This is a genomic window from Fructobacillus sp. ESL1117 (genome assembly GCF_058508565.1).
The window spans coordinates 966323-978202 of sequence record NZ_CP196385.1; the positions used below are offsets into that span (position 1 = coordinate 966323).

General features: G+C 43.6%; 11 protein-coding genes and 2 tRNA genes. 3 read left to right on the plus strand and 10 right to left on the minus strand.

Annotation, left to right across the window (positions count from 1 at the left end):
- Nucleotides 1-6: 6 nt before the first annotated feature.
- The 3 genes from ACSYSH_RS04280 to ACSYSH_RS04290 form a co-directional block, all read right to left on the minus strand.
- The gene (locus ACSYSH_RS04280; RefSeq protein WP_252773412.1) at nt 7-2688 is read right to left on the minus strand and encodes a valine--tRNA ligase; all 2682 of its coding nucleotides are present in this window, start codon (nt 2686-2688) and stop codon (nt 7-9) included.
- Between the two features lie 309 nt (nt 2689-2997).
- Entirely contained in the window at nt 2998-3510 is a 513-nt protein-coding gene (locus tag ACSYSH_RS04285) for a hypothetical protein (protein ID WP_491702320.1), read from the minus strand.
- Between the two features lie 284 nt (nt 3511-3794).
- Nucleotides 3795-5063 carry a NupC/NupG family nucleoside CNT transporter gene (locus tag ACSYSH_RS04290; protein ID WP_491702319.1) on the minus strand — a complete coding sequence of 423 codons (1269 nt, stop codon included), beginning with the start codon at nt 5061-5063 and terminating at the stop codon, nt 3795-3797.
- A 226-nt stretch (nt 5064-5289) separates the two neighbouring features.
- Here ACSYSH_RS04290 and pnuC point away from each other — a divergent pair, with 226 nt between their 5' ends.
- Entirely contained in the window at nt 5290-6057 is a 768-nt protein-coding gene (gene pnuC / locus ACSYSH_RS04295) for a nicotinamide riboside transporter PnuC (protein ID WP_252773409.1), read from the plus strand.
- Between the two features lie 73 nt (nt 6058-6130).
- On the opposite strand, the gene ACSYSH_RS04300 is transcribed toward pnuC, so the two are convergent.
- From ACSYSH_RS04300 to ACSYSH_RS04330, 7 genes are all read right to left on the minus strand, one after another.
- Nucleotides 6131-6203: transfer RNA gene (locus ACSYSH_RS04300), tRNA-Asn, on the minus strand.
- Between the two features lie 193 nt (nt 6204-6396).
- Nucleotides 6397-6469 (minus strand) — tRNA-Asn (locus ACSYSH_RS04305).
- A gap of 101 nt (nt 6470-6570) precedes the next feature.
- Nucleotides 6571-7497 carry an L-lactate dehydrogenase gene (locus ACSYSH_RS04310; protein ID WP_491702318.1) on the minus strand — a complete coding sequence of 309 codons (927 nt, stop codon included), beginning with the start codon at nt 7495-7497 and terminating at the stop codon, nt 6571-6573.
- 82 nt (nt 7498-7579) lie between these two features.
- Complete coding sequence (locus ACSYSH_RS04315) at nt 7580-7909, minus strand: AzlD domain-containing protein (RefSeq protein WP_491702317.1); 330 nt, start codon at nt 7907-7909, stop codon at nt 7580-7582.
- Nucleotides 7896-8603, minus strand: coding sequence for an AzlC family ABC transporter permease (locus ACSYSH_RS04320; protein ID WP_252773406.1), 708 nt, complete (start codon nt 8601-8603; stop codon nt 7896-7898). Before ACSYSH_RS04320 ends, ACSYSH_RS04315 begins: the two co-directional genes overlap by 14 nt.
- An 88-nt stretch (nt 8604-8691) precedes the next feature.
- Nucleotides 8692-9024 (minus strand): CHY zinc finger protein, encoded by a 333-nt coding sequence (locus ACSYSH_RS04325; RefSeq protein ID WP_491702316.1) that lies wholly within the window; start codon nt 9022-9024, stop codon nt 8692-8694.
- Complete coding sequence (locus ACSYSH_RS04330) at nt 9017-9574, minus strand: NADPH-dependent FMN reductase (protein ID WP_491702315.1); 558 nt, start codon at nt 9572-9574, stop codon at nt 9017-9019. Before ACSYSH_RS04330 ends, ACSYSH_RS04325 begins: the two co-directional genes overlap by 8 nt.
- 507 nt (nt 9575-10081) lie before the next feature.
- On the opposite strand from ACSYSH_RS04330, the gene ACSYSH_RS04335 reads away from it, so the two are divergent.
- Both ACSYSH_RS04335 and ACSYSH_RS04340 read left to right on the plus strand, forming a co-directional pair.
- Nucleotides 10082-11242 carry a 5-methyltetrahydropteroyltriglutamate--homocysteine S-methyltransferase gene (locus ACSYSH_RS04335; RefSeq protein ID WP_491702314.1) on the plus strand — a complete coding sequence of 387 codons (1161 nt, stop codon included), beginning with the start codon at nt 10082-10084 and terminating at the stop codon, nt 11240-11242.
- A gap of 191 nt (nt 11243-11433) precedes the next feature.
- Complete coding sequence (locus ACSYSH_RS04340) at nt 11434-11865, plus strand: arsenate reductase ArsC (RefSeq protein ID WP_491706155.1); 432 nt, start codon at nt 11434-11436, stop codon at nt 11863-11865.
- The last annotated feature ends 15 nt before the right edge of the window (nt 11866-11880 follow it).

Consider the following 11880-nt stretch of genomic DNA (forward strand, 5'->3'; position numbering starts at 1 on the left):
GTTATTTTACCCTTGTGCTTGTAAGTCAGCAATGCGCTTTTGAGTCGAAGCAAGCTTTTCTTGCCAATCAGCAAGCTTCTCACGTTCAGCCGCAACAACCTTTTCGGGTGCCGAGTTGACAAACTTTTCGTTTGAAAGCTTACCATTGGCTCGAGTAACTTCCTTTTGAAACTTATCAGCTTCACCTTTTAGGCGGCTGATTTCCGCTTCAATATCGATCAAGCCGGCCAATGGAACATAAACTTCTGCACCAGTGATAACCTGTGACATTGCCAATTGTGGTACGGTCACATCGGTATCAATCGTCAATGATTCTGGCTTCACAAAGCGATCGATATAGTCAGCATTTTCATTAAAAATTGACTTCAATGCCGGATCGGTCACCTTGATCATCACGGTGATTGGCTTTGACATTGGCGCCTTTGCTTCGGCACGAATGTTTCGGACGGCCACGATTAGATCTTGCAAGGATTTGAAAGAAGCCGCTGCTGCAGGATTTGCCAAAGATTCTTGATAAACAGGGTAGGCTTGAATACCGAGGTGTTCATCCTTGCCCTTTTGCTGTGGCATTTCTTGCCAAATAGCTTCAGCAACAAAGGGCATAATTGGTTGGAGCAAGCGCAACGTTTGATCCAAGACGTAAGCCAAGGTTTGTTGAACGGCCGTTTTATCCCCGTCACCATTCAATGATTCCTTGGTCATTTCAACGTACCAATCAGCCAAATCAGACCAGATGAAGTTGTACAAATCGCGGCCAGCTTCACCAAACTCAAACTTTTCAAAGTTTTCTGAAACCTCTTTAATTGTTTTGTTCAAGCGATCCAAAATCCACTGGTCGGCCAACGTTTGTTGATCTTTTGCTGGCACTTCAGCCTTCGTATCATCATCCAGGTTCATGATGACATAGCGGGCAACGTTCCAGATTTTGTTAATGAAGTTCCAAGCCGCATCCATCTTTTCATAAGTAAAGCGGACATCTTGGCCAGGTGTTGAACCAGTTGCCAAGAACCACCGTAGGGCATCGGCACCATACTTTTCAATCACGTCCATTGGATCAACACCGTTCCCCAATGACTTTGACATCTTGCGGCCTTCCCCATCACGAATCAAGCCGTGAATCAAGACGTTCTTAAATGGGCGTTCTCCAGTAAATTCTTTTCCTTGGAACATCATTCGGGCAACCCAGAAGAAGATAATATCATAACCGGTTACCAAGGTATTTGTTGGGTAATACTTAGCATAATCGCCATCTAAGTCGTTTGGCCAGCCCATCGTTGAAAATGGCCAAAGGGCTGAAGAGAACCAAGTATCCAAGACATCTGGGTCACGCTCCCAGTCATCATCAGGTGCCTCTGTTCCAACGTAAATTTCTTCCTGGTCTGTTCCTTTGTTCTTGTACCAGGCCGGAATCTGGTGTCCCCACCAGAGTTGCCGAGAAATCACCCAGTCGCGAATATTTTCCATCCAACGGGTAAAGGTGTCTTCAAAGCGTCCAGGAACAAAGTTCACCTTTTCATCAGCATTTTCTTGCATGGCCAAAATTTGCTGAGCCAATGGCTCCATTTTAACGAACCACTGTGTTGAAAGTCGTGATTCAATTTGAACACCTGTCCGTTCAGAATGTCCAACTGAGTGAACCAGGGGCTCTACTTCAAGCATGAACCCTTGTTCTTGCAAATCGGCAACCATGGCCTTGCGACCTTCGAAACGATCAAGACCAACGTACTTGCCAGCATTTTCGTTCAAATGGGCATCTTCTGTCATGGTATTGATTCGTTCCAAATCATGCCGGTTGCCGACTTGAAAATCGTTTGGATCATGGGCTGGCGTAATCTTAACCATTCCAGTTCCAAAGTCTTTTTCAACATATTCATCGGCGATGATTGGAATTTCGCGATTGACAAGAGGAACCTTAACCGTCTTACCAATCAAGTCCTGATAACGTTCATCAGAAGGATGAACCGCAACCGCAACATCACCAAACATTGTTTCTGGACGAGTTGTCGCAATTTCAATGTAGTCCTTACCATTCAAGGTCGTACCATCTGTAAATGGATACTTCACATGGTAGAAGGCCCCTTCATCATCTTGATAAATGACTTCAATATCAGACAAAGCCGTTCGGGCCTGTGGATCCCAGTTAATAATGTATTCGCCACGATAAATCAGGCCCTTATTATACAAATCGATAAAGACCTTGTTAACCGCCTGGTTTAACCCTTCATCTAATGTAAACCGTTCGCGGCTGTAATCCAATGACAAGCCCATCTTGCCCCATTGCTGTTTAATGGTTGAAGCATATTCATTTTTCCAGTCCCACACTTGTTCGACAAATTTTTCCCGACCCAAATCATAGCGTGACACACCTTGTTCGCGCAAACGTTGTTCAACCTTAGCTTGGGTAGCGATACCAGCGTGATCCATTCCTGGTAGCCACAAAGTATCAAAGCCTTGCATCCGCTTTTGCCGGATTAACATATCCTGCAAAGTTGTATCCCAGGCATGACCAAGGTGCAACTTACCAGTGACGTTTGGTGGTGGAATCACCACTGAATATGGTTCTGGCTCTTGGCTCTGAATGGCTTGATTTGCTTCCGGTGCAAACAAATCATTATCCAGCCAGTCTTGGTAACGCCCAGCCTCAACGGCTGTTGGATCGTACTTGGTTGACATTTCAACTTCACGCATAGCAAATCTCCTTTAATAGTCATGTGGCCTGTGGTCCGAAAATAAAAAACGCCCTAATCTTTCGATTAGGACGCTTACACGTGGTACCACCTAAATTGCTATCCACAATTTGATAGCCACTCATTCATTAACATTTTTAAGGCCAAAGCAACCTTCCACATTAACAGTCCCAGTTTTCACCACCCACTAGGTCTCTCATAGCTGCGCTTGTGTACTCCTCATTAGCTTTTCTAAGTGTACAAAGGACCATGAAAATAGTCAAGCTAATTTTATACTAAAAAACCTGGGCGAACGTCCAGGTTCAAAATTTTAATGACTTGTTTGTGTCGTATTTTGGTTAGTGTCAGTACTGGTGTTTTGATTTGTTTGTGTACTTTGATTATTTTGGCTATTTTGTATTGCTGCTTGTTGCTGTTTATCAAGAATTGATTGGGACATTGCCGCCCGAGATGATGAATCCGCAGCAGATTGGGCAGCTGCAGCTTCTTGAGCAGCCTTTGCTGCTGAAGAAGACTGTGCTGCAGCAGCAGCGGATTGTGCAGCTGCATTCGAGGCTGCAATGTTATTACTTGAGCTTGAAGATGTTGCCGTATCGTCAGAATCTGATGATGACGAATCATCAAAATCATAAGTTTTCTTCTTAGACGATGAATATGAAATATCTGGTGTTGGTGTGTCGCTTGATTTCTTAGATGAGGCTGAGCCAATCATGTAAAAAGCCACCCCACCAACAATCAAAACGAGAATTAACCAAAACCACCATTGCTTATAAAATCGACGCTTACGACCATCCGTCTTCCGCCGTTGAGAACGAGATAACATAAATAAAACCTTCCTTTGCCAGTAACCATTTTTCGTAAAATCCGCTTTTTTTATCTAAACACTTTTGGATTAAATCGAAATATAACAGCTGAAATGATTCACCTGTCCTTGGTTATTCTGTACTTGACATTGCTTCTAAAGCATCAAACAAATGTCTGCCATTTGTCTGAAAATTTCTGGCTAGCTAAACTAGCTTCACATTCTTATTCTAGCAGGCTTTGGTGAAAAGAGCCAATTTTCAGCAAAAGAAAAAGCACCCTTCCGGGTGCTCTTGAAACAAAATTTTACCAAACAAAGAGTCCAACCATTGCCGCTGAGAAGAGTGAAACTAAAATTCCAGACAACAACAGGTAAAGAACATTTTTAGCAATCACTTCGTTCTTTTCTTTGTTAACCAAGCCCTTGAAGGCCCCGATAATCATACCGATAGTTGACAAGTTGGCAAATGACGTTAAGAAAACCGTCAACACTGCCTTATAGTGCGGTGCATAATGAGCAATCTCACCAGTTACCTTACCCATGACGACGAATTCATTGGTAACCAATTTCGTTCCCATGAATTGTGCCAAATCGAAGGCTGTTTGGTTGCCAAAGCCCATTAACCAAGCAAATGGGAACATGACAATTCCCAAGATGTGCTCCAGCGACAACCATGGGTTTACCCAAGCCAAAATCTTGTCAACAAGGGCCGCCAAGGCAACAAAGGCAATAACGTTAGCAGCGATAATCAAGATCAACTTACCGGCGCCCAAAATTGAATCACCCAAGAATGAGAAGAACGGTTCGCGTGCCGGCTTTTCAGCCTTTTCAATTTCTTCTTGTGCTAATTCTTGTGAACCAGATTCAGCGGTTTCAGCTGCAGGGGCCGCTGCTTCAATCGTTGCAATCGTATCTTCTGCTTCTGTTACTTCAACAGGATTCAAAATCGACGTTACAATCAAAGCGTTTAAGACATTGATTGGCACAGCAGTCAAAATATACTGTGCAGGCATCATTTGCATATAAGAACCAAGGATTGAAGCCGTCACACAAGACATGGACATCATGGCCAGCGTTAAGTTACGAGAAGCCTTCATCTGGTTCAATTGGATACCAGAAACCGCGAGCGCTTCCGTGTTTCCCAAGAACATCATTTCAACTGAGAAAAATGATTCGAACTTAGGCTGGCCAGAAAGCTTTGACAAACCGCGGCCAACCCATTTGATAATAAATGGCAAAACCCCGACATAGGTCAAAATGTCGAACAATGGCACAACCAAGAGAATTGGCAACAACGCCGAAACAACGAAGTTTGCTGGCAATGCCATTCCAGTTGGTTTCAAAGCGAAGTCAATTCCGGCACTGGCAGCAGAAATCAAACTGTCAAAGCCAGAAGCAGCTCCCTTGACGATGGTCCGGCCCAATGGAAAACCTGTCAAAAGCCAAGCTAACACCAAGTTGGTGACAACCATGATTGAAACCGACTTCCAATTAATAGCGGACCGGTTTTTTGATAACAAGACGGCCAAGGCGATAAACACCAAAAGACCGATGATGTTGATGAACAAATACATGATGTGATACTCCCTTAAATTTAAAAATCACGGTTTCTTCAAACATACCAATTATAGCACGCAAAACACATCTCCGCCCCGTCCTATAGCGGTTTAATCTTCATTTAAACCGAACGTTTTCACTAAATCAGTTGGTACGTTCGCTTTTTTCAGGAGTATACTGGAGTGGTTACAAATCGGTGCGTTGCTTCCGTCACGGCACCTAAAAAACAACAAGGAGAAAACAATGATGGAGAATGTAGAGAACAACGTGAGCTTCTGGCGCATTTTTAAGGAAACAATGTCACCCAGACGAATCACACAAGATTTGCTCAACCTCAGTAAGATGACAAAAGTGCTCTTATTATTAATGGTTGTTGCTCAAGTTACCACCTTTTTAATTGGTGGAAGTTTTAATAAAATGGCCTGGTTGACTGTCTCAACCGGAGTTAGTTCACTAATCAACCTGGCCTTAGTCGATCAAGGAAAACAAAGCAATTACTTCTGGGGATTAATCGGTACAGCAACATGGATGATTGTCGCCCTTTTTTCAAGAACTTATGGTGATTTTACCTCTCAGGGATTCGCATTTATCATGCAGTTCATCGGTATTGCGGCCTGGGCTCGTTATCGCGGCGGTGCCGAAAAGGAACTTCCTTCCCGTCAATTAACATTGCATACCGCCCTGATCACAACTTTAATCACACTTGCTTCCTATATCACGGTCGTTACTTTTTCCAAGCATTTTAATGGCCTGCAAGTTTACCTGGATTCTGCCGTCCTCCCATTAAACATTGTTGGTCAGATCCTTATGACTTACGGGTTCCGATCGCAGTGGATTGCCTGGTTGGTCTCTGACATTATTCAAGTCGTTGTCTGGTACCGCAACATCTTTTTAATTCACGACGCTTATGCAAGCTCCATGTTTGTTTTGCAAGTCATCATCTTATTAAATGCCCTCTATGGTACCTGGTATTGGTATCGGAAAGCCCAACCTGGCAGGCCTTCTTTATAAAATCAGTTTTCAAAATCACGCCAAAAGACGGTGGTTGCTAGAAAGCAACCACCGTCTTTTACTTTACCCACTACTGCCCCAGCTGGACTCGAACCAGCGACCCTCGCATTAACAGTGCGGCGTTCTACCAACTGAACTACGGAGCAATTAACTACCATACATTGATAATACATAACGTCTAAACATTAGTCAAGTGTTTTATGAGACATTTTTAATTTATCGTTCATCATCTTTTCAAGAAAAGTTCACAACAAAAATTTCATCAACCCCTTCTATTCTAAGTTATAAAATAAAAAAGTGTTGGTTGTCAACTGACAACCAACACTTATTTGGCTAGGACTGCCCCAGCTGGACTCGAACCAGCGACCCTCGCATTAACAGTGCGGCGTTCTACCAACTGAACTACGGAGCAATTAATTACCATACGTTTATAATACGTAACGTCTAATAATTAGTCAAGCCTTTTATTAAAATTATTTAATTTTTAGAATCATTATTGGTATAAAAGCGCTTTTATTGTGTTACAACCTTCTCAAATTGCGTTTGAATCGAGTCTGCTGACTTTTGCAACTTTGCTAATTCTTCTTCCGTCAAGTCCAATTGTGAATAAGAAACAACTCCCTGACGACCGACAATTGCAGGATAAGAAAGATAAGAAGCAAATTCTGGACGCTTGTGAGAAACCGGCATCTCGGTTTTTGCATCTTGGATGACGGTCTTAGCCAAGCGAATGGCAGCCGTCGCAATCCCGTAAGAGGTATAGCCCTTGCCATCAAACACCGTATAACCACCAACCACAGAGTCTTCCTCGATAGCAGCCAAATCGATTCCCTGTTCAGCCGCTAATTCGGTAATTGGTTGTCCCCTCAAAGACACCGTTGACCAGGCCGTAAATTGTGAATTTCCATGTTCACCGAGGTTATAGCCCGCAACTGATCGTGGATCAACATTGAAGGCCGAACCAACTGCCCGATGCATCCGCGCTGTGTCCAAAAGTGTTCCAGTTCCAAGTACCTTTTCCTGAGGATAACCGGTCTCTGACTGATAAACAGCAGCAATCGCATCACAAGGATTGGTGATTACTACCAAAACCCCGGCAAAATCAGTTTCCTTCAACTTGGCCGAAACTTCTTTTACCTGCTCAACATTGTGAGGCAATTCAATAAAGCGATCATGTTCGACGTTATCGTATTGCAATTCAATCTTACCAATGGCTGAAATAATGACATCCGCATCACCCAATGCTTGATAGTCATTGACAGTCACAGAAAAACTGTTGTTCAAGTTTGTTTTCGCATCTTCAAAATCCAAGGCATCGGCTTGGACCTTCTTTTCATTTTTATCAATGAAAACATACTCATCTGCTACGCCTTCGGCAATCAAACCATGGGCCACCGTAGAACCAACGTGGCCCATTCCAATAATTCCAATTTTTCGCATCGACATTTCCCCTTTTCTGTTGTTGTGCCAATAATAATCATTCAAAACACGGCCGTCAAGGGTTTTATGAGGAAATTTTAATTTAAAGTCCAATAGAGTTGATGACTGCGAAGGAAATTACACCAACCACTACCGTGATCAAGAGGTTCTTCGTGGCCACAGCCGTAACTAGCGTTGGTAAAGAGGCCCAAAAATTCGGCCAATTAATACTGGGAAGGTGCCCTATGTGTTGCACAAAAAGGCTTTCAAACCAAAGACCAGCCATAATAGTGATTGGGACAAAACTCAAAAATGCGAGCACCCCTTCCGGTAAATCAAACTTTTTCAGCATGATAAAGGGAAATATCCGCGATACCCAGGTCACCAGTCCACAAGCAATAATCGTTACTAGAATATAGTTAGACAAAGACACGTTTCACCACCATCCCAAATAAGCATCCGCCAATTGTTACTAGCAAGACAACCAAGTTTTTTGGTACAAAAATCAAAAGCAGGTAAAGCAGGACCAACACAAAGAGAAGCACGACTACTTGTAAGGCGAATTTAATCGTCTTATCCGTACTAATTTGCGCCGTTAATAGACCAATAAACATTGCTGTAATGGCGAATTCTAAGCCAAATCGACCAGGATCCGTTACCAAGCCGCCCAAAACAGCACCCAAAAAAGTACCCAATAGCCAACTCGCATACGAAACTAAGTTAACCGTGTTCAACCAAGGAAAGCTAAGTCGATTTTGGCTAACATTAACCTTACTCATCCCCAAAGCGAAACTCTCATCCGTGACAAAGGTGCCCAGCCAAATATTACGCCAAAGCGAATACCGGTTGAAATAGGGTGCTAGCGTCATGCTCATTAAAATCATCCGCGCATTAACCAAAAAAACAGCAAAGACAATCGCTGCTATCGAACTGTGAGACCCGACCATCGTGACTAAAACGAACTGAGCCGAGCCACCGTAATCAAGTGCTGAAATCAGCACAATCAGCCAAGTGCTCAGCCCCGCCGCCTTGGCCACGATGCCAAAGGCCATACTAATGCCGATATAACCAAAAACGGTTGGCAAGGCATCTCGCCAACCTGCCTGAGCGGTTAATGTATCTTCCATCCCACGCCCCCCTTTTCACGTTTTCACTTGACAATGATTATAGCGATGCTCCTACTCGTTGTCCAGACTAAACAATATAAAAACCCACTCAGCAGAAATACCGCTTTTCGTGGATTTCGCAACGTGGGTTAAAGAGGGCAAAACAGTTCGGACAAGCACCCGTCTTATATTCTTGATAGGTCAATTCTTGACCGCAGCGACCGCAAAGAACTGCAGGCCCAGCTGAAATCTTTGCCACCGGTGCAAAGGGATGGTCTCGTAAGGCATCATGGCACTGGTAGCAAGCAAAGTATTCCTCGCATCGAGCACAAAGAAGGCCGGCAACATCAACATCTGAGTGATAATGAGCGCAGGTACCAACAGTCCCAATATCAACACCGACCATGGCCACTCCTTTGAAACCAAAGAAGCGCTTATTCATGGTGCTGCCATAAATCTTGGAAGGCCTGCTGCATCAAGGCAACCTGACTTTGATACGGTAACAAGAGCTCTGCTAGTTCCGCTGCTGTCATTTCTTCCGTTACCTGGCCAACCGCCAAGTTCAATCGAAGGTTGACAGGTAAGCGATTAACCTTCACGCCCTGTAAGACTAGTGAAAAGGCCAAATCAGCCTGGAAGCCACCATGGCCACCGAAGAAAACAGTCGCAACCGGCAACCCACGCCACTCAGCATAGAGCGTATCAATGGCATTCTTCAAAACGGCGGGATAGCCCCAATTATACTGAGGCGCTACGAATACAACTCCATCATAACTTTGAATTTGCTTCGACCAATCAATTGTTGACTGATTTTGATAATGGCCTGCAGATGGTAGTTCAGGCTCATCCAAAAATGGCAAAGCGACGGTCGTTAAGTCGATTACGTCAGCCTGCACCTCTTGACCACTTAGCAAGGGAGCCAACCAGTAAGCTAAGCGCCGGCTCACACTTTTTGTTCGATTACTTCCGACAATTACAGCAATTTTTTTCATTTTTTCTCCAGTAATTAGAGGACCTTCTTAAAAATCAAAAGATCCATTTACGAGATCAACAAAGTCAATTACAAAAGAGCTCTCGCGGCTTTTTGTCTTGGTGCCTATTATAAACTTTTGAACTTGCACAAAACAATAAATTTTAAACTCACTGTTGACTCATACTTTTTTAATGTTATACTCATAAGCAAGATAACAACTGCAGTGATTGGATGAGTAATTCGCAAGCAATTCTACAGAAAACCGTGATTTGATGAGACACGGTGGCTTGGCTACGGATGAAAATGGTCCAGGAGCAGTTCATAGTTTGGTGAGTCCTCTGTGATAAGCTGGCTACGGTTAACAACCGTTATCATGTTGCGATATAGCCCCCATTGGTGTATCGACTAAGGCTGGTGATAAGACCGGCAAAGTAGAGTGGTACAGCGTTCACATGCGCCTCTAGGTTAAGATTTAAAAATCTAAACCTGGGGGCGCTTTTTAGTGTCTAGAAAAAGGAGAACAGACATGGCAGAAACAGCAGTAGCAACATTGACAAAAGCCCCCGTTCATTTTGATATCGTGGGTTCATTCCTCCGCCCAGAGCGCTTGAAGCAGGCTCAAGGAGACTTAAATGACGGCAAAATCAGCCAAGCAGACCTGACCAAAATTCAAGATGAAGAAATCAAGGATTTAGTCGAAAAGGAAGTCAAGGCTGGCCTTCACTACGTTTCAGATGGTGAATTCCGTCGCCACTGGTGGCACTTGGATACCTTCTGGGGTTTTGAAGGCATTAAAAAGACAAATGTCGACCACGGATACCTTTTCCACGATGTTGAAACACGGGCTGAGTCAGCCCAAGTTGATGGCAAGATTCGCTTCACCGACGACCATCCTGATTTGAAAGCCTTCTTGTACTTGAAAGAAATTACCAAAGATTTGGATGTTATCCCCCGTCAAAGCATCCCATCTCCTGCACAAGCCTATGCTGAATTAGTTCGTGGCGAGGAAAACATTGCTATTTTGAAGAAGTTTTACCCAAAGCACGAAGACCTTATCCATGATTTGACCACTGCCTACCACGACCTCTACTTAGCTCTTTATGCAGCTGGTTGTCGCGACATTAAGTTGGATGACTGTACTTGGGGTATGCTCGCCGATACTGATTTCTGGGCAGAACAAAATATCGATCAAAAGGGCGTTGATGAACTCCAAGCAGAATACTTGAAGATTAATAATCAATCATTGGAAAACTTGCCTGAAGATCTTCGTATCAGCACACACGTTTGCCGTGGAAACTATGCTTCTACATGGGCAGCAAAAGGCGGTTACGCAACCGTTGCCAATACTCTTTTCACAAAGGAAAACGTTGAATCCTTCTACTTGGAATTTGATGACGACCGTTCTGGTGACTTTGCACCATTGGCGAAGGTTCCTGCCGGCAAGCAAGTTGTTTTGGGCTTGGTAACCTCCAAAAAACCTGAACTAGAAGACCCTCAAGTTTTGATTGACCGGGTCAGGGAAGCTAGCCAATTCGTTCCTTTGGAAAATTTGGCTTTGAGTACGCAATGCGGTTTTGCTTCCACTGAAGAAGGAAATCACCTAACAGAAGATGAACAATGGGCCAAGATTAAATTAGTTGTCGATACGGCCGAAAAAATTTGGGGATCGGTGGACAGTAATTCATGAAACAATGGCAAAAATGGACGACAGCCGCCGTCCTGATAGTGGCTGTTGTGAGATGATTCCTACAGAGTTAAAAAGAGTTCGCTCCGTCCTCTTTGAAAAGTGATTACTTTTGAAAAATCCCGCTTAATTGAACGGGATTTTTTAATTGCCAATCTTGTATAATATTAGATACTATAATTTGGAGAAAAACAATTCAGCTTTACTTTTTATGCACTGGTAACTCGTCACGAAGCCAGTTTGCCGATGTTTACGTCCGTTACTATGCACCAACAGATTGGTCAATCAAAAGTGCTGGCACCAACCCCCGTGGCGTCCATCCGCAAACAATTATGGTATTAAACCAGGAAGGCTTTGATACCACTCATCTAACCTCTGATTCGATCGATGATAACTTTTTCAATTCATCTGACTACATTGTGACCCTTTGCGGTGATGCTCGAGATAATTGCCCAATCACAACCGACTCCGTCCAAACAATTCATTTTCCATTAGCAGACCCTGCCAGGGTAACTGGCTCCGATGAAGAAATCACTGATTTTTTCCAAAAAACCGCAACAGAAATTAAGCATCTAATGCAGACATTCATTACCGACATACAAAAAACGCCTAAGGTAGACTTCTGAAGAAGCCGCTTAGGC

What these genes read in the sequence shown, in the direction of transcription:
- ACSYSH_RS04280 (WP_252773412.1), bottom strand. Translation starts at nt 2,688, where the DNA reads ATGCGTGAAGTTGAAATGTCAACCAAGTACGATCCAACAGCCGTTGAG.
- ACSYSH_RS04285 (WP_491702320.1), bottom strand. Translation starts at nt 3,510, where the DNA reads ATGTTATCTCGTTCTCAACGGCGGAAGACGGATGGTCGTAAGCGTCGA.
- ACSYSH_RS04290 (WP_491702319.1), bottom strand. Translation starts at nt 5,063, where the DNA reads ATGTATTTGTTCATCAACATCATCGGTCTTTTGGTGTTTATCGCCTTG.
- pnuC (WP_252773409.1), top strand. Translation starts at nt 5,290, where the DNA reads ATGATGGAGAATGTAGAGAACAACGTGAGCTTCTGGCGCATTTTTAAG.
- ACSYSH_RS04310 (WP_491702318.1), bottom strand. Translation starts at nt 7,497, where the DNA reads ATGCGAAAAATTGGAATTATTGGAATGGGCCACGTTGGTTCTACGGTG.
- ACSYSH_RS04320 (WP_252773406.1), bottom strand. Translation starts at nt 8,603, where the DNA reads ATGGAAGATACATTAACCGCTCAGGCAGGTTGGCGAGATGCCTTGCCA.
- ACSYSH_RS04325 (WP_491702316.1), bottom strand. Translation starts at nt 9,024, where the DNA reads ATGAATAAGCGCTTCTTTGGTTTCAAAGGAGTGGCCATGGTCGGTGTT.
- ACSYSH_RS04330 (WP_491702315.1), bottom strand. Translation starts at nt 9,574, where the DNA reads ATGAAAAAAATTGCTGTAATTGTCGGAAGTAATCGAACAAAAAGTGTG.
- ACSYSH_RS04335 (WP_491702314.1), top strand. Translation starts at nt 10,082, where the DNA reads ATGGCAGAAACAGCAGTAGCAACATTGACAAAAGCCCCCGTTCATTTT.